This is a genomic window from Roseimaritima sediminicola (assembly GCF_009618275.1).
Classification (GTDB): domain Bacteria; phylum Planctomycetota; class Planctomycetia; order Pirellulales; family Pirellulaceae; genus Roseimaritima; species Roseimaritima sediminicola.
In genome coordinates this window covers 35,765-57,090 of sequence record NZ_WIAD01000038.1, presented here as the reverse complement: position 1 = coordinate 57,090, position 21,326 = coordinate 35,765, and the positions used below count along the sequence as shown (strand labels likewise).

The following is a 21,326-nucleotide window of genomic DNA, read 5'->3' as shown; positions in this document are numbered from 1 at the left end:
AGCAGTGGCATAGGCTTCCAGCCTGTGAAAAACATTGGCATAGGCTTCCAGCCTGTGAAAAACGCCTACTCGCACTCGCCCCCCGTCACCAACCGCAACCCTCTTCAACCACCAGCGATCCGAGTACGAGTACCGCTGCGCTGAGTACGAGTACCGCTGCTGCGCAACTAAGTACGAGTGAGCAGCCAATTCCCATGGGGCGAACGTACTTTGCCAATCTTCGCTGGATTCTATCTTGCTCGCTTGACTTGCCAACGGATAATGAAATGATTGCCGTTGGTGTTGCCCCTTCCTCTTAAACTTCCCCCGTCCATGTCTGGACCGTTTCCCGTCTTCCCGCGTCGCCTGCTCGCCATCGCGTTTTGCGGTGTCTGGATGGGGTTGTCGCTGGTCATGCCCGTGGTTGCGGCTACCGCCAGTCCCGTCCCGTCGTCGGCGGCGGACACCGCGAGCGTTGCCGCGGTGAACACAACGTCTCCTGCCAGTGTCTCGATGGACGAGTTTTCGGTCCGCGAGCTACTGGGCGGACACAGGGGAGATTTTCTTCAGCCCGCGGATCTTGCTTGGCGAGCCCTACAGCATCCGGTCTCCGGATTGGCTGGCGCGCCGTCGCCGGCTCTGCGTTCGGGCCGTCATGCCACGCTGTTGGATCTAGGCATCGCCCTTCGGCTGTAGGGCACTTCTCGATCGTCCTCACCTCTTTGTGACCGACGCCTAGGCTTCGGCCCACGCCCGTGCGTGCTTGCTGTCTGGAAGTCCGTCTGGACATCGCAGACAGGTGTTCTGCGCGTTCGCCGGCGGCTGCACCGCAAGGGCTAGGGCGCGGTCACGCGATTCGATCTACCCATGTATCCCAACCAACTTTCCGTGAGTCAACCATGCCTGTTTCCAGCAAAGCCGCTCAGCCGGCGACCGATCCCAATCCTCGCAGCGATGCCAAGAAAGCCCAGGCGGTCGCGGCAGCCAGCGAACCCAACCTACCCAAGGATCCAAAGTTCCAACGCGCGAAAGATGCCATCGCGAAAGGAGACTACGATCGCGCCCTCCAGCTCTTTTCCGTCGACAGTCGCCATCCGGAAAACCTGAATTGCCGTGCCGTGTGCTTGATACGACTTGGGCGTTTTAAACAAGCCGTCGACGTTTTGCGTTCCTCGGTAATTCAATCCGGTACGCTGACGGTCCGCCCTGAAGTACCGGATCATATGGCGATCAACTTTGCGATCGCTCTGTTCTATGGCGGCACGCCATCGGGGGCCCTGGACGTGTTGGATGAGATCCGCCGCGAGGACGACCCCGCCGTTAAGCAACTACGGCAAGCCACGGCACAGTGGGTTGCGGGGATGAGTTGGCTGCGTCGTTTGGACTGGCGACTGAACCGCATCGAGCCCAAGCAGGGTCCCCCAGTACCGGCACACCCATTGGGCCGGTTCTGTTGGGAAGAGCGGTTCCCGCATCAGCCGACAACGCGCTAGCGTACGGTTCAGCCGACCAACCCATCAGCCGACAACGCGCTAGCGTACGGTTCAGCCGACAACGCGCTAGCGTACGGTTCAGCCGGCCACGCGCTAGCGTACGGTTCAGCCGGCCTGGCGATTCACCACGAAACGTCGCGTGTACGAACCGGGGGCTAGCGCCCAAACGGCTGATGAACCGAACCGGGGGCTAGCGTCCGGACGGTTGGTGACGCACCGGCGGCTGGCTGACCAAAGCGCGCTGGACTTCGATCACGCGAGCCGCCTGCATTCCGTTCATCTTCAGATAGCGATGGTTTCCCGTGGCGGCTGGGGTGAACGTCGTAAAGCCGTCGTCCGCAACGCCGACCGTCCCCTTGGGCGACAACCCAAAATAGCCATCGCCGGGACGGACGGCGTACAGCACGCTGGTCAGGTCCCAGCTGGGGCGGTCGTGATCCGGTCCGCAGAACAACAGATACGACTCGCGAATGATATGGTGCGGCATGTACTTAAAATCATTGGCGATACTACGCCTGGGATACCGAGCGCGGATGCCGATATTAAAATCGCTCCAGACGACGGGCACTTCGCTGGGCCATTGTCGGACAAAACGTTGCATCGAACCGACGTGATTGACGACGTTGGCTTCCAGGAAATGCGTGTTCCCGTTCACCGGGTTGAACGCCCCGGCCATGATCGACAGCAGCTTGACCTTGTCGCGCACCAGTTCGACACCGGTCAGCGGACTGATATCGTCGGCGGGCGACTCCAGCAGGTCGGCGATGTTGACGGCCAGTCCCACCGGTATGATCGTGATCGAATTCGGCTCGGCCTCGGCCAGCACTTGCCGCAGTACGTCCACAGCGTCCGGGGCATCCGCACTGCTCATCAAATCATGGGGATAACGCAGCACGCCGTCGTCCTTTTGTTCGGCAAGATCGACGTATTTGCTGTCCTTGGGGTAGTTTCCCTTGGTCACTCCGATGGGAATCCCGGACCGACCATAGAACGTATTGATCGCATCGACCATCGGCGCATTCTGCGGATGCGACTTGGAAACCGTCACCGCCTCGATGGTACATTCGCCACGGTCGGCCAGCGCATGCAACATGGCCAGCGCCAAAGCGTCATCGACGTCGCCAGCGATGTCGGTATCGAAAACGATCCTGGGAAGTGTCTCGGCAAACCCCCAAACAGGGAACCACAACAACCAGCCCAATAGGAATACTCGAGATGTCACGATGCTGATTTCTCCCAATTGCGTCGCACGGTGTCGATCAACACCGCGATGATGATGACCACGCCGGTCACGATTTGTTTATTAGCATCTTCGACGGACATCCGGCTGAGCCCGGTCTGCAGCACGGCGATTACCAGCACCCCGAGAAAGGTGCTGATCGCATTGCCGCGTCCGCCCATCAAACTGGTGCCGCCGATCACGCAAGCGGCGATCGCCGACAATTCAATACCGTTGCCGGCTCCCGGATCGGCGGCCTCCATCAGCGACGTTGGTGCCAAGGCCGCCAGACCGCACAACAGTCCGCTGATCACGAACACGGTGATCGCATACGGAGCGGTTCGGATCCCCGACATCCGTACGGCCTCGGCATTGGTCCCGATCGCCACGCAGTATCGCCCGAACACGGTTCCGCTGATCAAAAACTGGGCTGCAAAAACGGCCACGATGGCGATCAAGAACGCGGGCGACAAACCGATTCCGGGCAGGGGTTCACTGATCACCGCAATGTCGGATCCGATCGTCAACGTCTTGGATTCGAGCAACCGACGGGTGGCCCCACGAGCGATCTGCAGCATCCCCAGCGAAACAATAAAGGAAGGGATCCGAAACCAGATCGAAATCGCCCCGGTCGTCCAGCCGCAAGCCGCAGCCGTGGCCAAACCGGCCAGAACGGCCGCCCCCAGCGACCAATCATGCTTGGCCATCAAGACGCCCAGTACGGCTCCGGCCAGCGCCATCACGCTGCCGACCGACAGGTCGATCTGGCCGATCAGCAGCACCAACGTCATGCCCACGGCCAACAGCGTCAGCTCCGGGATCTGATTGGCGATCAACCTGGCCGTACCGAGCTGGAAAAAACTATCCGTCCGCAAGCTGAATACCAGGATCAACAGAGCCAGAGCCGTCAGCAAGCCGCCATACTGCGCGACGGTGCCTTTCATTTGTTTGGTAATCACGCAACCGTCTCCGCGTCTCGATAGCCGGCGAACGCCGCTCGCATGATCTGCTCAGCCGACCAGGACCCACGAGCGAAGTCGTCGACCCATTTGCCAGCGGACATCACGCCGATTCGATCACTGGTCTCCAACAACTCGTCCAGGTCACTACTGACGATGACGACCGCTTTGCCGGCCTCCGCCAGCGACTCGATCAATCGATAGATCCGTCGCCGCGCCGCCACATCGATGCCGCGCGTCGGCTCGTCAAAAAAGAAAACTTCCGCATCGCGAACCAACCACTTAGAAATCGCGACCTTCTGCTGGTTGCCGCCGCTGAGCGTGCCGACCATCTGTTCGATGTGGTTGCACTTGGTATCCAGCTGGGCCGCCATCGTTTGGGCCGCCTGCGACTCGCGCTGCCGGCGGATGATACCGAACGAGGCAAATCGTCGACCCAGCGAGTTGATCGTGGTGTTGGAGCGGATGGATTGGCGCAGCAGCAGACCGCTGTGCTTGCGGTCCTCGGTCACCATCGCCAACCCGGCCGCGACCGCTTGGCTGGGCTGGGAAAAGAGCCTCGGGCGTCCGGCGCCGATTTGAACCGTCCCGCCCTGGGCGGGGTCGGCACCAAATACGGCTCGCAACAACTCCGTGCGTCCCGAACCGACCAATCCGGCGATCCCCAAACGCTCGCCGCGACGCACCGAAAAGGAGACGTCTCGAACCATGCCGGCCGACAGGTTCTCGACCCGCAGCATCGTCTGGTCGGTCGCAAAGGAGCGGAATGCATGCTGTTGACCACTGGCCGCTCCCGCCATCAGGTCCACCATCTGGTCGGTCGACAGGGACGATGTCGGCCGCGTGCAAACCGCCTGGCCATCTCGCAGCACGGTGATCCGGTCGGACAACTGGGCCACTTCGTCCAGCCGGTGGCTGATATAGATGATGCCGATTCCTTGATCGCGCATCGTGCGCAAGCGCTGGAACAAGCGCTGCGTTTCGCCGCCGCTGAGCGCCGCGGTCGGTTCATCCAAGATCAGCAACCGACACTGCCGATCCAGGGCGGTGGCGATTTCGACCATCTGCTGTCGGCCCACGCCTAGGGTGCCCATCACGGTGTCGGTATCGACGTCGTTCAATCCGAAATGATCGAGCACGCGTCGAGCTTGCTGGGCCAGGCGACGCGGACGAACAACGCCACAAACATTGGGCAAGCGGGTCAGATAGATATTCTCCGCCACCGTCAACGTACGGACCTGATTCAGTTCCTGCTGAACAATCTGCACCCCGGCCCGTTCCGCGGCCTGCTTGCTCCGTGGCGCATAGGCCCGTTCGGCCAAACGCATCGAGCCTTCATCGCTGGCCAGCAGTCCCGATATGATTCGGCACAGGGTGCTCTTGCCGGCACCGTTGGCACCGAGCAGGGCGTGGATCTCTCCGGGGCGCACGTCCAGCGAAACACCGTCCAGCACCGTCACGGCGCCGAAGCGTTTGGTGATCCCGTTGACGGCCAACAGCGTGGTCATTCGGCGCCCAGCGTTTCGATGGTGACCAAATCCACCGGCGTTTCCACGTCGGCAACCTCAGCCTCCGCATCGGCAATCAATTCCAGCGCCGTTTCGATACCGTACACCGCCAGTTGGTCGCCGTGTTGATCGGCCGTGGCCAGGACTTTGCCGTCACGGATCGCGTCCTGAACGGCCGCGATATTGTCAAAGCCGACGATCAGCAGGTCGTCGCTGCGGCCGACGCTCTTGGCCGCGGCAACCGCGCCCAACGCCATGCTGTCGTTGGCGGCTAAAATCGCTTTGACCTCAGGGTGTTCACTGAGCATCGACGAGGCGACCTCATTGGCTTTGGCCATCTCCCACTGCGCCGACTGGCTGTCCACGATCGTGATGCTCGCCTCGTCCATCGCCTGTTCGAATCCGGCTTTTCTGGCGCGGCCGTTCTCCGACGTCTGCAGCCCCTCTAAAACGGCAACCGCATCGCCTTCATCCAGTCGGGCGGCCAGATACTGTCCGACCTTTTTGGCGCCGGCGTGGTTGTCGGGACCCACGAACGGGATCTCCAACCCTTCGTCGGCCAGCATTTCGGGGTCCAGTTTGTTGTCGATGTTGACCACCACGACGCCCGCTTTGACGGCTCGCCGCAGTGCCGGAATCAGGGCCTGGGATTCCGCCGGCGCGATGACGATGGCATCGATGTCGCTGGCGACCATCTCCTGAACCAAAGCGACTTGGCGACTGACGTCTCGTTCGTCTTTGATCCCGTTGACGATCAGGGTGTATTCGCCGCTTTGGCGCTGATGCGTTTGGGCCCCTTCAGCCATCGTCGAAAAGAACTCGTTGGCCAACGACTTCATGATCAATGCCACCTTGGGTTTGTCCGACGTCTCGCTGGCAGGTGCGTCGGTCGTGATCGATTTCTTGCAACCCATCGTCAGACAGATGCCGGCAAATGCCAGCGGAAGCAGGATTTGTTTTACTGTGTGCATGCTTGTTTCCTAAAAGCTTCGATCTCATTTCGATTGGCAAGACTCTGCTGGGCACCGAACTTCGTCGCCGCCAGGGCACCCGCGAAATTCGCAAAGCGGGTCGCCTGCAGCAGGTTCGACGTATCGGCCCACTCTACGGCCAGGGCGCTGGCAAACGCGTCGCCCGCGGCCGTGGTATCGACGGGCTGGATGGAAGGGGCAGGGACGTGGTGAAACGTCTGGCCGGCCAGCAATCCGGTTCCTTTTTCGCCCATCGTAATCGCGACATTCTTGGCGCCGCGTGTTTGCAATTGCCGAGCCGCCGCACGGGCATCCTCGACGCTGTGGATCTCCCTGCCGACCAGCGCCGCCGCTTCGCTTTCATTCGGGCAGACCAGATCGACGTCCAGCAGCTCGTCGGTCCAGTCCTGGGCAACCGGCGCGGGATCGAGAATACAGCGTACCCCGGCGGTGTTGGCGACCCGAATTGCCGCCAGCACGCTGGGCGTGGGGATCTCCAACTGCAGCATCAGGACGTCGGCGGACTGGATGATCTGCTGATGCCGTAGGACATCCTGCGGCGACAATCGGCCGTTGGCCCCGGGAACCACCAAGATCGAGTTTTCGCCCGACCGTTCCACCGCAATGACGGCCAATCCGCTGGTGCTTTGGGGCGTCGGCATCACCGCAGCGCAATCCACCGCGTGCTTTTGCAGGTTCTCGCACAATCGTCCGGCAAACGCATCGTCGCCAACGCGACCGATCATCTGCACCTGCCCGCCGGCCAACGCCGCGGCGACCGCCTGATTGGCTCCCTTGCCGCCACAGACTTCGGACGCCGACTCCGCGCTCACCGTCTGTCCCGGCTTGGGGATCTGCTGGCAGCGAACGACCAAATCCATATTGATCGAACCGCAGACCACAATCCGCGGCCGCGCGGATGTTTGTTGGACACCGCTCAACGGTCGTCCCCGGCCGCGTGTCCTGCGGGCGGCTGGCTGGAGAGCTGGACGAGCGCCTCTCGAGCCCGAGCCGTTTGATCTTTCCGCAGAATGAGGTAGCGATCGCGGCCGTCGGCGGATGCTTCGAATGTGGTCAGACCGTCATCGGCAACCTGCACGCGGCCCGTTTCCGACAGATCGAAATAACCGTGCTCGGGACGGACCGCCTGCAACACGGAGGTCAAATCCCAGGTCGGACGATCGTGCGGCGGCGGGATGTACAACGTGTAGGCTTCGGCCAGCGGGTGATGCGGCACGTAGCGGTAGTCCCTGAGGATACTCTGATGCGGGTAGGTCAGATTCTTGCCGACCTCAAACCCGCTCCAGATGATCGGCGTCGGCCAGCGATCCGCCAGCGTCTGAGCGGCGGGGATGTCTTTGACGACGTTGTATTCCTTGTGATCGTAGGGTTGGCCTTGGTTGTTGATGATCTGCCGGAAGGCACCGGCCATGATCGACAGCAAGCGAACCTTCTTTTCGACCAGCTCCGTGCCGCTCAAGTCGCTGTGCTCGTCGGCAGTCGACTTCAACAGGTTCGCCAGATTCGTCGAGAACCCAACCTGCACGATCACAACGCTGCCATCTTCTTGACCGGCCAGCGTTTGTCGCAGCACATCGACGGCATCCGGGGCATCCTTGCCACTGCGCAGATCGTGCTCGTAGCGCAGTTGTCCATTGTCTTGGGCTTCGGCCAAAACGTTAAAGCGGCCTGCCTCGGGCGTCACGCCGCTGCGACACACACCGATCGGAATATCGCCGCGTCCGTAGAACGTATTGACCGCATCGGTAAACGGTGCGGCCAACTCGTGATCCTTGGTAATGGTAACGGCCAACAGTTCGCATTCGCCGCGCGTCTGCAACGCATGGATCACGCCCATCGCCAATACATCGTCGCAATCGTTGCCGATGTCGGTATCGAAGATCAACGGGACGGGACGCATCGGAGCCTCCTGAGCAACGGCGGCGGCAGGCAATAGGCAAGCGGTCGCCCAACAAATCAAAGCTAGGTGTTTCATCAGTTTCTTACGCTGGAGATGGAATCGCGGACAATGACACGCGTTTCGACGTCGTGCCGACACTGTGTTTTTTTCCGTGCGGAACCCGTCACCGCCCGCAGCGCCAACTCGGCAGCCAACTGCCCAATGCGTTCCACATCCTGGCAAACGGTCGAGAGCGGAACGCGCATCAAATCGGCGTACGGGCAATCATCGAAGGTCACGAGAGAAAGGTCTTCCGGAACGCTCCGTCCCGCTTCGGCTGCAGCGCGAAGGGCTCCCATCGCGTTGGGCGTACTGAAGGCAAACAGGGCTGTCAGGTCCGGCCGTTCTGCCAACAGTCGCTTGGCCGAGACGTACCCCGAAGCTTCGGTGAAGTTGTCGCCAGCGACCAAACTGTGGTCCATCGAGATCCCGACCTTGGCAAGTGCCTCGGCGTGGCCGCACAGTCGTTGGTCATTGGGCAACGTTCCGGGCAAACCCTGCAGAACGCCAATCAGGCGATGACCTTTGGCCGTGAGCAACTCGGTCGCTTGGCGAGCTCCCCGGCGATGCTGGGAGGTTACCTGGAGCAATCCGCAGTCGGGGAACGTTCGATCGGCCAAGACGACCGGGGTGCCCCGCCCGTCGATCTGCCGCAAGTGTGCGTCTTCGCTGCCCACCGGGCAAACGACGAAGGCTTCCACTTGTCGAGCTTCCAACTGGTGCAGCAGGCGGACTTCGTGTTCGGTTTGTTCGCGGCTGTCCGCGACGATCACGCTGTATCCTTCGGCTTCAGCCGCCAAGGCGATCGTCCGCGAGATGGATGCGAAAAACGCGTTGGCCAGGTCCGGCACCACGACACCCACCAAGCCGGTTTTCTTCAGCCGCAGCGAGCGGGCTGTGTGACTTGGCCGGAAGCCCAGCTGGTCGGCCGCCGCCTTGACGCGCAAGACCGTTGCCTCGCTGATGCGGTACGCCTTGGCGTGCCCGTTCAGCGACCGGGAGGCCACCGAAACGCTGACGCCTGCGCGTTCTGCCACTTGCCGGAGAGTCGATACCACCGCGGTGTTCCCTGGAAAAACCGTCTCTGCACAAACGATTGTGCCCAGGTATCTTAGCAGACCGATTTCGGGTTGCAACTTTGCGAGCCTAGGCCACCTTTCTCAGGCTGGAAGCCTAGGCCACTGTTCACAGGCTGGAAGCCTAGGCCACTGTTCACAGGCTGGAAGCCTAGGCCACTGGGGCTACTGAATATCCCAGAAGGTGAAGGAGCCGCGGTCGTGGCCGGCGACCAGCTGGGACTGGTCGGGCGTCACGGCTAAGAAGTTATGGTCCTTGACGTTTTTCAGCGTCCCCAAGGTGCGGCCGGTGGCCAGATCCCAGAAGCGGAGCGTATTGTCGGTGGCCAAACTCGCCAACACCCGGTCCTGGTCCAAAAAGACCAAGGCTTTGACCTCGTCTTGGTGCCCGCTCAGCCGCAGCGGTGGTCGCGTTCCGTCCAACCACTGCACGCGCAGCGAATGATCGTGATGGGCGCTGGCAAACACGCGGCCGTCACTGGAAAATTTGCCCCAACTGGTCATCTCGGCGGTAACGCGATTCTCTCTCCACAATTCCACCCGTCCGTCCGCCACGCGCAAGTCCCCCTGCTCCGCGCCCACGACGATCGCACTCCGCCCATCGGGATGCGGCAGCATGCGGTCGGCCGCTTCGTCGGGCAGGGCGAGTCTTTGTGTCTGACGGCCGGAAACCAGGTCGAAGCCGGCGACGTGATCGTAGTAGCAAGCCAGCAGTTGGTCGCCCACGGCAACCACGCCCAAACATTTTCCGCTTGCGTCCTGAGCTTCCAGGGTTCGGACGACTTTGGCGGGAGCGTCGAGATCGATCTCGGCCAGCCCGGCTGCTACCGGCAGGTAGAGCCGACGCCGCGAGCTCACGAGGGTTCCCTTTCCTCGGATCGGTTGCTCCAGATCGCAAACGACTCTGGAGGTTCGCCGCCGCATATCCAGCCGGATTACCTGGCCCTCGAGGCCAGCCAAGTACAAGCCGTCGGCATCGGCCGGATCCAAGAACATCTGTTCCACGTCCGCTCCGTCATGCTCTGCCACCGTGGTCCAGTGGCTGAGCGATTCCGCGGGCAGATCCCACAGTTTCACGAAGCCGTCTTTGGATGTCGTCGCAAACCGTGTCCTCGACGGAGACAGATCGCTACCGGCGCCGGCGTCCAGAAACTGTACACAGGTGACCCGGTCGTCGCTGGCCTGAACGACTTGAGGTTCGGGCAGGCGGCGATCCTTGTTCGGCGTCCAGTCGCGCAGGTCCCAGTGGAAAACGATTCCTTCGTCGCTGCCCACGAGGATGGCTTGGCCATCGGCGGTAATATCCAGCGTACGGATCCGAACCCCGAAATCACGCAGTTCGGCCAGCAAGGACTGGCTAGGCCATTGCAGCAACCAGACGTCGTTCTTGCTGGTTGCCAGCAAGCGGCGGTTCGAGTTGCCGTGAGGCTCCTTCGCCGTATCGTTGCCCGAAATGGCAAAATACTCGGCAGCGGCTGGCGTGCGCACCGTCTCTTTTTCATCGGTCCGCACGTTCCACACAACGACTTCACGGTCACGCTCGCGGCGTTGGGCGGTTACCAGCAAGTGGTCCTCGTCGACGAAAGCCAAGGTTTCGTTCCGCGAGTTGCTCTCCCATTGTCCCCGAATGGTCCCCTGGGCATCGAAGACGGTCACTTCGTGGTAGCGGCTTGCCGAGGCCATCCACCGGCCGCTGGGCGACACGGCCACCGCTTCGACGCTGCCCCAGTGTTCACAGTGCTTGGCCTGCCGCTGGCCGGTTTCCGCACAGTAACTGACCACCGGGTTGTAGCCGCTGGGCACGTTCCTGCCGGTCAGGAACGCGGCTTGGGAAGGCAGCAAGGCGAGGGCGTCCAGGTGGTCGCCGATGTGAAATGGATGAGCGGCCTGGGCAGACCGCTCGCCTTGATCGTCGGCCTGCAAGTCAAAACGCCGAACCATGCCATCGTGGCCGGCGGACAAACCAAAGGTTCCGTCAGCAGCCAGCGCGACTTCGGTCGCCGCGTCACCGTGGCGGGCTAGTACGCGATGAGAGACCGTGCGAGTGAGCCGATCGAGCAATCGCCAGGGGGCACCTCTTTGGTCTGCCGACGCATGCGCCGGACGTCGGTAACGATCCAGAATGCGACGCGTGGCCGGCAAATCGTTGTTATCAAAGGCCTCGAACGCGGCCGCCATGTCAGCGACGTACAGTTCGCGGCGGAGGCGCCGTTCGCTGCGCGACAACGCGCGGTGGGAGCTGGCGAGATCTTCGTTGGTTCGTTCAAGGACCCCGTTCAGCCGCCGGATGGACACCGAATTGAAGGTCTGAACCGCCAGCACGGCCAACACCAGTAACAACGCGGCGGCCGCGCTGAGCGAAGCGATCAGCGGGTTTTTCTCGCACCACCGGAAGGCGCGTTGCGCCAAACTCGGGCGGCGAGTCTGGACGCGTTGGCCGTGGGCGAACCGCCGTAGCTCGCCGGCGAATTCCGCGGCCGTTTCATACCGGTCGCGGGGATTGAAGGCCATCGCCCGGTCGATCAACACATCCAGTTCTGGCGGGATCGCAGGGTTGCGTCGTGAGGCCGGCAGGTACTGGCCTTGAAGCAAGGCGTTCAGAACATCGGCACGCGTTCCGCGAAACGGTTTCTCCAGGGTCGTTGCCTGGTAGAGGGTCACGCCCAGGGAATAGATATCGGAGCGTCGGTCCAGCGGTTGGTCGCGGGCGCCTTGCGCCTGCTCGGGGCTCATAAAAGCCAGCGTCCCGAGCACATCATTGGTGGCGGTGATCGTCGTCGTATCGTCGCCCAAGGCCGCGAGCCCAAAGTCGCTTAACCACGCCTTGCCATCCACATCGATCAAGATGTTCGAAGGTTTGACATCGCGATGCACCATCGCCTGCTCATGAGCCAGATGCAAGGCATCGGCGACGTCCGCGAGGCGTGCAACAATCCACCGCAGGTACTGACTCCGGTCCGCCGGAGCCAAACAGCGGTCGATGGGTTGGTCACTGCCAGGCGTCCGCAGCGGCGAATCGGACGCGGCAGACGCCGCGGTGGCAGCGACGGCGGGATCGCCGCTGCGCAGATGGCGAATCAAATGGTCCAGCCCCACCCCGTCGACCAATTCCATGGCCAGAAACGGAATCCCATCTGCGTCGACACCGCTCTCGATCAATCCCACAATATGGTCGTGCCGCAGAGCCGCGTGCGCCAACGATTCGCGGCGCAGCCGTTCCCGATACATGGGATCGCGACAGATCGCCGTGTGCAGGACCTTCAAGGCAACCCGCTGGCCGGTTTGTCGATGGCGCGCGAGATACACAATGCCCATCCCGCCGCGGCCCAGTTCGCGAAGCACGTCGTAGTCTGCGATCGCTTCCGGGGGCCCCGCTCGCAGACTTCGTATCACACTGGACGGTGAGCGCGACGTGTCCCCCGCGCCGGTGTCTCCGCTACCACGATCGATCCGAGTCACGCCGGCCGTGGTTCGCGACACGCAATCGGATCGCCGAGCCGGGGGTTTACAGACAACGCGGACGGTCTGGAGAAACTCCACGCGCCCTTGCTCGCTGCGTTCCAACAGCCCGGTAGGGTCGGGTAATCGTCCACGCCCCACGGCCTGGAGATACTCGGCGATGTACTCGTCTAGCGGTTTGGAAGGGTCGCTGACCGAACTCACAGGGTCACGATCGGGTAGGGCGATGAGAAAGGAGGAACGGACGCGGCCGGTCCATTGTAGTCACCGCTCGCCCGCGCGATCCAGACGCTTCGCCAAACGCAGCCCCACCCTGTTTAAGCAACCACCAACTGAAAGTCGGCTGCCTCGGTGGGACGCGTGCAAACCCGCACCGCAGCGGCCCAAGCCGGAAGGGCCACTTCGCTGCACGCCACGCCGATGCCGAGCGGTCGCTGGGCGCCGGCCGGACGGCCAACGACGGCCACCTGTTTGGCGCTGACCGTAGGAAGACCCTGGGCCTGGATGCGATTGCTCAACCGCCGCAGGCTCAGCCGCTGGGCACCGCTGGTCCAGCGCTGCGGGTCGACGACGAATTCAAAACGCACATCGCGGCCGGCGATCGCCACCGCAACCTCCGCCAACGCCAAATAGAACGACGCCCGCAGACGCAGCCCGGGCTGGGGAAAGAGTACCGGCGTGATCGCTTGCCGGTCGGCCAATTCAACCAGATGTTCTGCCAGTATCTGCATCGCGATTCTTACCCCTGTCGCATGCGGTTCAGCAGTCGTTGGTAGTCCACACTATCGCTGGGATCGTCGTCATAGACCGGGCTCCGCAGGGGAGCCGGTTCGGCATCGACGACATCTTCGACGATCAACATATCGCTGTCGTCGTTCAAACAAATGTCATCGCCCAGAGACTCGCCGGTGCCGACGCCGTCGGTACCGATGGCCGGCACGACCGCCGCCGGCTCGTCCTCGAACTGAATCGTTGCCGCTTCGACCGAGATGCAGGCCACCTCGCAGTGCAATTCGTGCTCGGGTCCCTCGGCGCCCTCCGGCGAGGCAGGCACCAGCGGCTGCAGTCCGGGCACGGGTTCCTCAACCTCAAAGCCGTCGCCGAACAGGTCGGCCGGTTCGATCTTCGGCTCGTCGCATCGCGGCGTCTCAAGCGTCGGCTCGTCGCACTGCGGCGTCTCGAGCTTCAGATCGTCACACCGCGGCGTCTCAAGCGTCGGCTCGTCGCACTGCGGCGTCTCAAGCGTTGGCTCGTCACACTGGGTCTGGTCCTCTTGCGGCTGGGCCATTCTCAGCAGCGAATCGGTGACGCGGTCCAGTTGGGCGGCCAGCTCGGGCATGTCTTCGGCCACCACGGCGGGCCGGTTCGACGGCTCGGCCGCCGCGGGTTCCCGTCCTTGGTCCTGCCGCTCCGCAGCCGGTTCGTCGCCCGCAAGCTCCGCCTCGGATTCGTCTTGCTCGTTCTCGTCGTACCAGAATCCGATGGTGGTCTCGCCGGCGGAGGGTGTTTCACCGCACGGGGACGTCTCACTGCACGAGGACGTCTCACTGCACGAGGGCGTCTCGCCCGCCGAGGACGTTGGGCCGCTGGGCAACGCGTCGTCGTCGCTGGTCAGCTCACCGAACTCGATGATCGATTCGCCCTTGTGCTGGAATCCCTGCTCGCGCGAGCTCTCCGGCTCGGGTGGGTTCTCCGGCTCGGACGTCAACAGTTCCGGCTCGGACGTCAGCAGTTCCGGCTCCATGACCGGGCTGGCCAGCGGATGCAGCTGTTTCCACGCCAGCTCGACATGCTCGCCCGTGATATCCGCCGTGCCGGACACCACCAGCACCTGCCGCATCAATTGATGGATCAACCGCGGCACGCCACCGGTCGCCAGATGCACGGCCTTGGCGGCCTGTTCCTCCAGCTGCGGCCCGGCGGGATGACGAAGCAGTCGGGCACGGATGTAGCCGGCGGCGTCCTGGATGTCCAGCGGATGCAGATAGCAGCGGACCGCAATCCGCTGTGCCAGCGATTCGAACCGCGGCTGCCCGATGCGTTCTTCCAATTCGTGGTTGCCGGCCAGGATCGTTCGCACACAGCTTTTGCCGCCGCGCACGATATTGGTGATCATGCGAATCTCTTCGAGAATCGCGTCCGGCAAGGACTGCGCCTCGTCGACAATCAGGATCAAGCCTTTGGACGCCGCATGCGCGCCGTGTGTCAGGCGATCGATCAGCGACAAGCGCAGCTCGCCCTCGGAACAATCGCGGTAGGGCATGTTCAGCTGGAACAGGATGTTCTGCAGCAGACTGAGCTGGTCGCGGGGCGTGCTGTCGGCCAAGACGACGACTTCGAAGGCGTCCCTTAGGTTGTCGGCCAACAACTGACACAGCAGCGACTTGCCGGTTCCCGGAGGCCCGATCAACAGCCCCAAACCCGCGTCATGGCGAAGCATATGGTCCAGCTGGACGCGGCACTGTTCGATCGAACCGAGTGGTTGGAAATGACGGGCGTCGGGCGCCGACGAGAAGATCGCGAGATCCGATGGCATGGAACTGGTCATAACGGTGTCTTAGCCGCTGGAGGAAACGCAAGCGTCCGCGTGCAGCCACGCAGACCTCTCGTACATCGGCAACCCGGGCCGTGCATCTGTAACGGTTATTCCGAGCTTCCCGGGATTGCCGATTTGCTAGCGTACGCCCGGCCCAGGTGGCTCCTCCCGCGCAGCCCCCCGCGGCGGCGGCGAGTCGACGTTGCTCGGCGGCAGCGGTTTTGGTAGGGGTGGTGATGGAGGATTGTTCGCATGGATGCGACGTCGACGACCGAACCCTTTGCCTTTGCCCCCTCCGCGGCCCGGCCCGCGGAGGAGGATGCGTTGGTGCGCGAAACGCGGCGCGAGATCGCGACCCTGGTCCGTGAAACCGCCGAACTGGCTCGCCAGGACATCGCCGCGTCGCATTTCTTTCGCGCGTTGGCCGATCACACGGCCCGCGCGATGGCCGCCGAGGGAGCCGTCATCTGGCAGCGACACGAACAGGGTTTTCGGCCGCTGTGCCGCTTGGGACGCATCACCGACCTGACCATCGACGCGTCGCAGTGGGCCTGTCACCAGCGAATGCTCGAGGAAGTGGCCCGGGGCGGCCAACCGGTGATCGTGCCCTCCACGCCCGAAGCTCGGGACGCGGACCAGCCCGCCAATCCGTCCCTGGTTCCCGTGGCCGTCGCTCCGCTGAGTGACGGCCCCACAAGCGATGAACCGGCAAGCGATGAACCGGCAAGCGACGTTTCGGGCGGCGCGGCCGAGTACCTGCTGGAGGTGTTTCTCGAAGAGGACGGCGGCCCGACCGCCCAGCGTGGCTACCTGCGCTTCGCCGCCCAGATGGCGGACCTCGGCGGCGACTTCCTGCGTTTGCACCGCATCCGCAGCAACCGCGCGGCAGCCCGCCGCTGGCAACGACTGGCGACGGTCACGCCGCTGCTGCATCATTCGCTGGACGCCAGCGAAACCCAAGTGGCCATCGTCGACACGGCTGCCGACCTGTTCGCAGCCGACCGCGTCAGTCTGTTGCACGTCCAACGGACCGGCGTCCGCTTGTTGGCGGTCAGCCACGTCGAACGCATCGACCAACGCAGTGAGGAAGCCCAAACGATCCGCGGCTTGGCCGCCACGAACGAACCGCGTTATCGCCGGACCGAAGAGGACGATCCGGACGATGCCCGGCAAACGGCCGAGGTCTCACAGCCGGATGGAACGGACCAGTCGGCCGCGACACTACCGACCGAGGGGCCCGAAGCCCCGCAAGGCACCGGCGCGGATGCACTGGACTGGGAAGCCATGCTGCCGCTGGGCCCCGGCGACGCCTATCGCCTGGTTCTCCAGCACCACCACCCTCGCTTCTTCGATCGGCCGCTCCGCCACGACCTGCAGTACTTCTGCCAGCATGCCGGACGCGCCTTGGACAACACGGAAACCGTTGCTCGTATCCCTTGGGCTGGCCTGGCCCTGGACTGGTTGCCCGCCGCGGTGGCGTCGCCACGCCCACGGCGCAAATTCATGTGCTTGGCCATCGCCTGTGTCATCGCGATCGTGGCCGTCTTTCCCGTACCTCTGGTCGTCACCGCCCCGGCCGAACTGAGTGCCCGGCAGACGCAGTATGTGTACGCCCCGGCCGACGGGGTCGTCCGCGAGTTGCTGGTTCGCCATGGGCAATCGGTGGCGGCGGGTGAACCGCTGCTGCGGATCGTCGATCGCGAACTGGAGGACGAGATCGAAAGCCTTCTAGGGCAGCGGGCGGTGCTGGTGCAGCGGGCGGCGGAATTGAGCCATACGCTGGCCGACGGCACACTGCGCGAGCGCACCGACCGCAACCGCGTTCAAGCCGATCAGGATGTGGTCCACCAACAGATTGCGGCGTTGGACGTCCAGTTGCAGCTACACCGCCAGCAGCGACAACGCTTGACGCTCCGCAGCACCAGCCCCGGCATCGTCGACGGCTGGCAACTGGAACGCACGCTCAGTGACCGTCCCGTCACCGCCGGCCAACCACTGTTGAGCGTGATCAGGCCGGAGGCGGGCTGGGAAGTCGAAGCCTTTGTGCCGCAGAATCGGCTCGACCACGTCCTCCGGGCGCAGGCTGCGGCAAGTGATTCGCCGGTCTCGGCCCGGCTGGTTCTCGATGCTCATCCCGACGCGCCGCTGGTGGCCGAACTGACCGGCATCGGTCCGGCGATCACGCTGCAAGCCGATGCGGGTCCGGCCGCCCGAGCCCGCTTTACGCTGCAAACCGACCAATTGCCGCCGGTGCAAACCGGCAGCCCCGCCACGGTGGCGATTCCCTGCGGTCGCCGCCCCCTGTTGTACGTGGCTTTCCAAGACCTGATCCGCACCGTGCGTGCCGCAACGGCTATGTATCTATGACTACTCGCAAGTTCTCCCTCCTCTCGCTCTCCCGTCGCAGGATGTTTCTGCTGGGCGGCTGCCTGGTGGCCGTCCTGGCCGAACCGCTGCCGGCACAGCACGGGGCCGCCCGTCCAGCCGACGAACGTTCCGTCGCCGTCGACGAGTGCGTGATCCGTTATGCCGAAGAGGTCGACGTGCCCGCGACCGAATCCGGCGTTCTGGAAGCGGTACTCGTAAAACAAAACGCTGCGGTCCAACCATCACAGGTACTCGCTTCGCAGGACGTCAGCGGGTTGGCCGTCCAGCTGCGGATCGCTCAGTTACAAAAGCAAGCCGCGGAGGAAAAGCTGGCGGACGACCTGGAACTGCAATACGCCCACACCGCACTGGAAGAGGCGCAAGCCGAACTGGACTCCAACCGTTCGGTGTACGATTCCGCCGCCGGTGCGGTTCCGCTGACGCTGCTGCGAAAACTACGCTTGGCCGTCAAGCGTGCGGAACTGGAGGTGGAACGAGAACGCAAGCAACGGCGACTGGCTCAGGTCGAAATCGATCTCCGCACCGCCGACCTGCAATTGCTGCAGCAGCGGATCGAGCGTCTGAATATCAAGAGTCCCATCGGTGGCGTGGCGGTGGATGTTTACAAGAAGACCGGCGAATGGATCACCGCCGGCGAGCCGGTCGCTCGCATCGCCCGCCTGGACCGTCTGCACGCCCACTGTTTGATGCGAGCCGAGCGATTGCCACCTCGGCAGTGTGTGGGTCGAGCGGTCACGGCGACGTGGACCGAAGGCGGCGTCGTGCGCTCCCTGCGCGGCCGCGTGTTGTCGGTCGATACGGAACTGTTGAACCGCGACAGCTACCGTCTGCACGCGGAACTGCCCAACGTTCACCAAGACGGACACTGGCGTCTGCTGCCCGGCACGGCGGTCACACTGCGAATCCACGACGCCGCCGCGTCCCCGGCGGCCAGCAGTCCCCCAGCGGTGCCCTGATGTCTGCCGTTCCGCCGCTCCGCACCGATCTTCACATCTGCGATCCGCCCCGGCCGCCGGGGTCCTCGCGCACCTCGGCCGCGTTCCGGTCCGGCCCCCGGGCTCGCGAACAGGTCGTGCACGATCCCCTGTCAGGTACCTTTACCCGAATCGATCGCGACCAACTGGACGCGCTTCGCCAGTCGCCTGCGGACTGCGATCCCCAGCTGCTGGCCGCCGCCAACGCGGCGGGCCTGCTCCGCTGTCGACGCCATACCCGCGGCCGTGGCGTCCGGCTGGGCGACCTGTTGGCGATTCGCTTGCCGGGGATTTCGGCCCTGCCACTGGCTCGCCGGGCGGCGCGCTACAGCGGATGGCTGTTCTCCGCTCCTGCGGTGCTTTGTTGGTCCTTGGTCATCCTCCTGGCTCTGTTATCGGTGCCGGTCTATTGGCAGCGATTCCAAGCCAACCTGCCGGGCTTGCAGGCGTTTTTCTCGGCGGCCAATGCGCCGCTGCTGGTGGGCACGCTGGTGGCGACCAAAGCCCTTCACGAATTGGCCCATGCCACGGTCTGTTTTCGCTGTGGTGCCCGGCCCGGCGAGATCGGGATCATGCTGCTGTGCGGGGCGCCCTGTCCCTACTGCGACGTGACCGACAGCTGGCGGTTGCCGCAGCGTCGGCAGCGGATGGCGATCATGTTGGCGGGTGTGTATGTGGAACTGATCCTGGCCGCGCTCGCCCTGCCGCTGTGGTGGTTCACCAGCGCCGGCACGCTGCACTTTGCCGCCATGAACGTGATCGTCGTGTGCAGTCTGAGCACCTTACTATTCAACCTGAATCCGTTAATGCGTTACGACGGATACTACGTTTTGGCCGACCTTTGCCGCAGCACGAACCTGCGTCAGGAAGCGGCGGACGCGTTTGCGGCCGTGGTCGTCCGCCCGCTGGCCGGTCGCCACTACCACAGTTTTGCGTCGCTGTCCTGGCGAAACGTTGGCTTGGCCGCCTTCCACACCCTTTCGCTGGGCTACCGGATCGTGATCGCAGGCGTGCTGGCCCACTGGGTGCTGCAGCTCGCCTCCGGCCTTTCGCTGCGACCGCTGGGAATCGCGGTCGCCGTGATGCTGTTGGCGGCCAGCCCGGTTTTGGCCGGACGCCGCTGGTTGGCGTTGCTGCGAGGCGCAGCGGCTTGGCAGCACGTGCCGCCGCGCCGCCGGCTGGTCTTAGGAGTGCTGCTCGGAGCCGGACTGGTTATCGGCCTGCTGGTTCCGATCCCTTCTTATCAATTGGCGACGGGCCGCGTCGATGTGGCTGGCGCCACGGCGGTCTACCTGCCCGATGCCGGCCGCATCGGAGCGGTTTCGGCAGACTATGGCCAACGTGTCGCAGCCGGCGACCCGCTGGTCCAACTGGATAATTTTGCGATTCAGAAACAAGCCGTGCAGACGCGCGGAAAACGTCAGACGCTGGCCGTTCACAACACCCAGCTACGACGCCAAGCGATCGACCTGCCGGCGTTGCTCGAGCGTTGGGACAGCCAACAAGAGATGCTGAATCGTTTGAGCGTTCAAGAACAAACGCTGCAGTCGCGTCTGAGGGCTTTGCATGTCGTCGCCCCCGCAAGTGGGATCGTGCTGCCGCCGGACACCCCCAGCCCACCAGCTCGGGACAACGAGGCGGAGCAACACGATACCGCCCTGCAGTGCTTTGCCGATTCCACGGTCCGGCGACGAGCTCAAACGTCGCTGCATCGGGCCAGCGGCAGTTGGGCGCGTGCCGGCGGACGATGGTGCCGGATCGGCGATCCCGAGCGGCTGGTCGTGCTGTTGGACGTCGATGCTCGGCACCGCGGTCAGATCGCCGTGGGGGATTCGCTGCGCGTCGGCTGCCAACCGGCCTGTGGTACGGTTGCCACGTTGACCGTCGATTCGATCTCGACCAGGAACGCCGCGACGCATCGCGAGACCGGCAGCCAGAACCGGTTTCAGATCGCCTGCCGCGTTCCGAAGTCGGTTGCCGACCAGTGGCCCATCGGCGCCCCGGTCGAAGCTCGTCTGCAGGCCCCGGCCCGCTCCTTGGCCACCCGCCTGGCGGGTTGGCTGGACCGGTTGTTTCATGAGGCCCCAAAGTAGCTCGGCTGTCCTCAGCCGAGTCGCTGGGGATTTTTTTTCCTCGGCTGGGACAGCCGAGCTACTATGTGATTCTTTTCGGCTGGGACAGCCGAGCTACTATTTACTTGCCGACGAACCTATGCCTCCCACCGAACCGTCTTGGCTGCGGATCGTTGCCCCGCCGCACCCCAGTCGCCAGGCGATCGAAGCCTTCGAGCAGGCCTGCCAGTGGACGGCCACGCGCCGCGGCGGTCCCGGTGGCCAGCATCGCAACAAGACCTCCACCGCGGTCGTGCTGCATCATCGGCCCACGGAGGTGACGGCCGAAGCGAACGAGCGGCGCAGTCAGGCCGAAAACCGCCAGCGAGCCGTCCAGCGGCTGCGCAGCACACTGGCCGTGGTCGTCCGCTGTCAGCCCGACCAGGATCCTGCCGATGCTCGGCTGCGGCAACAGCACCGCGGGCGGCAGGTGTGGGTGGCCGAGCGGAACGCGGCGCGACCGGCCGTGCTGTCGTTGGTGCTGGACGACGCCTGGGCCGCCGAGGGGGACCTGCAAGCGGTCGCATCGCGGTGGGAGACGACCGCCAGCCAATTGCTGAAACTGCTTCGCAGCGAACCGCCGGCCCTGGACTATCTGAACCAAATGCGTGGTTGGTTCGAACTGCGTCCGCTACGATAAACGTGGCATTGGCTTCCAGCCTGTGAACTGCCTCCACAGGCTAGAAGCCTATG

16 protein-coding genes are annotated in these 21,326 nt (G+C 63.7%); 6 read left to right on the top strand and 10 right to left on the bottom strand.

What is annotated here, in order from left to right:
• The first annotated feature begins 312 nt into the window (after nucleotides 1-312).
• Complete coding sequence (locus tag GE027_RS16690) at nucleotides 313-675, top strand: hypothetical protein (protein ID WP_153558351.1); 363 nt, start codon at nucleotides 313-315, stop codon at nucleotides 673-675.
• Between the two features lie 203 nt (nucleotides 676-878).
• Complete coding sequence (locus GE027_RS16685) at nucleotides 879-1,472, top strand: tetratricopeptide repeat protein (protein ID WP_153558350.1); 594 nt, start codon at nucleotides 879-881, stop codon at nucleotides 1,470-1,472.
• 190 nt (nucleotides 1,473-1,662) lie between these two features.
• On the opposite strand, the gene GE027_RS16680 is transcribed toward GE027_RS16685, so the two are convergent.
• The 10 genes from GE027_RS16680 to GE027_RS16635 form a co-directional block, all read right to left on the bottom strand.
• Complete coding sequence (locus GE027_RS16680) at nucleotides 1,663-2,694, bottom strand: nucleoside hydrolase (protein WP_237607598.1); 1,032 nt, start codon at nucleotides 2,692-2,694, stop codon at nucleotides 1,663-1,665.
• On the bottom strand, nucleotides 2,691-3,650 hold the full coding sequence (locus tag GE027_RS16675) for an ABC transporter permease (RefSeq protein WP_237607597.1): 960 nt from the start codon (nucleotides 3,648-3,650) through the stop codon (nucleotides 2,691-2,693). The genes GE027_RS16680 and GE027_RS16675 overlap by 4 nt, the downstream gene beginning before the upstream one ends.
• Nucleotides 3,647-5,158: a sugar ABC transporter ATP-binding protein gene (locus GE027_RS16670; RefSeq protein WP_153558348.1), complete on the bottom strand. Its 1,512-nt coding sequence runs from the start codon at nucleotides 5,156-5,158 to the stop codon at nucleotides 3,647-3,649. Before GE027_RS16670 ends, GE027_RS16675 begins: the two co-directional genes overlap by 4 nt.
• Nucleotides 5,155-6,129: a sugar ABC transporter substrate-binding protein gene (locus GE027_RS16665; protein WP_153558347.1), complete on the bottom strand. Its 975-nt coding sequence runs from the start codon at nucleotides 6,127-6,129 to the stop codon at nucleotides 5,155-5,157. Before GE027_RS16665 ends, GE027_RS16670 begins: the two co-directional genes overlap by 4 nt.
• Nucleotides 6,117-7,031: a ribokinase gene (gene rbsK / locus GE027_RS16660; RefSeq protein WP_390621604.1), complete on the bottom strand. Its 915-nt coding sequence runs from the start codon at nucleotides 7,029-7,031 to the stop codon at nucleotides 6,117-6,119. The genes GE027_RS16665 and rbsK overlap by 13 nt, the downstream gene beginning before the upstream one ends.
• Nucleotides 7,032-7,066: 35 nt before the next feature.
• A complete protein-coding gene (locus GE027_RS16655) occupies nucleotides 7,067-8,050 on the bottom strand; it encodes a nucleoside hydrolase (RefSeq protein WP_237607596.1) in 984 nt (327 codons plus the stop codon).
• Between the two features lie 74 nt (nucleotides 8,051-8,124).
• A complete protein-coding gene (locus tag GE027_RS16650) occupies nucleotides 8,125-9,126 on the bottom strand; it encodes a LacI family DNA-binding transcriptional regulator (protein ID WP_237607595.1) in 1,002 nt (333 codons plus the stop codon).
• 204 nt (nucleotides 9,127-9,330) lie between these two features.
• Nucleotides 9,331-12,828 carry a WD40 repeat domain-containing serine/threonine-protein kinase gene (locus GE027_RS16645; protein WP_153558343.1) on the bottom strand — a complete coding sequence of 1,166 codons (3,498 nt, stop codon included), beginning with the start codon at nucleotides 12,826-12,828 and terminating at the stop codon, nucleotides 9,331-9,333.
• Nucleotides 12,829-12,941: 113 nt separating this feature from the next.
• Nucleotides 12,942-13,355: a hypothetical protein gene (locus GE027_RS16640; protein WP_153558342.1), complete on the bottom strand. Its 414-nt coding sequence runs from the start codon at nucleotides 13,353-13,355 to the stop codon at nucleotides 12,942-12,944.
• A gap of 8 nt (nucleotides 13,356-13,363) precedes the next feature.
• Nucleotides 13,364-15,160: an ExeA family protein gene (locus GE027_RS16635; protein WP_162006773.1), complete on the bottom strand. Its 1,797-nt coding sequence runs from the start codon at nucleotides 15,158-15,160 to the stop codon at nucleotides 13,364-13,366.
• Between the two features lie 252 nt (nucleotides 15,161-15,412).
• On the opposite strand from GE027_RS16635, the gene GE027_RS16630 reads away from it, so the two are divergent.
• The 4 genes from GE027_RS16630 (at nucleotide 15,413) to GE027_RS16615 (ending at nucleotide 21,273) form a co-directional block, all read left to right on the top strand.
• Nucleotides 15,413-17,527: an HlyD family efflux transporter periplasmic adaptor subunit gene (locus tag GE027_RS16630; protein WP_153558340.1), complete on the top strand. Its 2,115-nt coding sequence runs from the start codon at nucleotides 15,413-15,415 to the stop codon at nucleotides 17,525-17,527.
• Nucleotides 17,524-18,504 (top strand): HlyD family efflux transporter periplasmic adaptor subunit, encoded by a 981-nt coding sequence (locus GE027_RS16625; protein WP_153558339.1) that lies wholly within the window; start codon nucleotides 17,524-17,526, stop codon nucleotides 18,502-18,504. The genes GE027_RS16630 and GE027_RS16625 overlap by 4 nt, the downstream gene beginning before the upstream one ends.
• Nucleotides 18,504-20,615: an efflux RND transporter periplasmic adaptor subunit gene (locus GE027_RS16620; RefSeq protein ID WP_153558338.1), complete on the top strand. Its 2,112-nt coding sequence runs from the start codon at nucleotides 18,504-18,506 to the stop codon at nucleotides 20,613-20,615. The genes GE027_RS16625 and GE027_RS16620 overlap by 1 nt, the downstream gene beginning before the upstream one ends.
• A 118-nt stretch (nucleotides 20,616-20,733) precedes the next feature.
• Nucleotides 20,734-21,273 carry a peptide chain release factor family protein gene (locus GE027_RS16615; RefSeq protein ID WP_153558337.1) on the top strand — a complete coding sequence of 180 codons (540 nt, stop codon included), beginning with the start codon at nucleotides 20,734-20,736 and terminating at the stop codon, nucleotides 21,271-21,273.
• The last annotated feature ends 53 nt before the right edge of the window (nucleotides 21,274-21,326 follow it).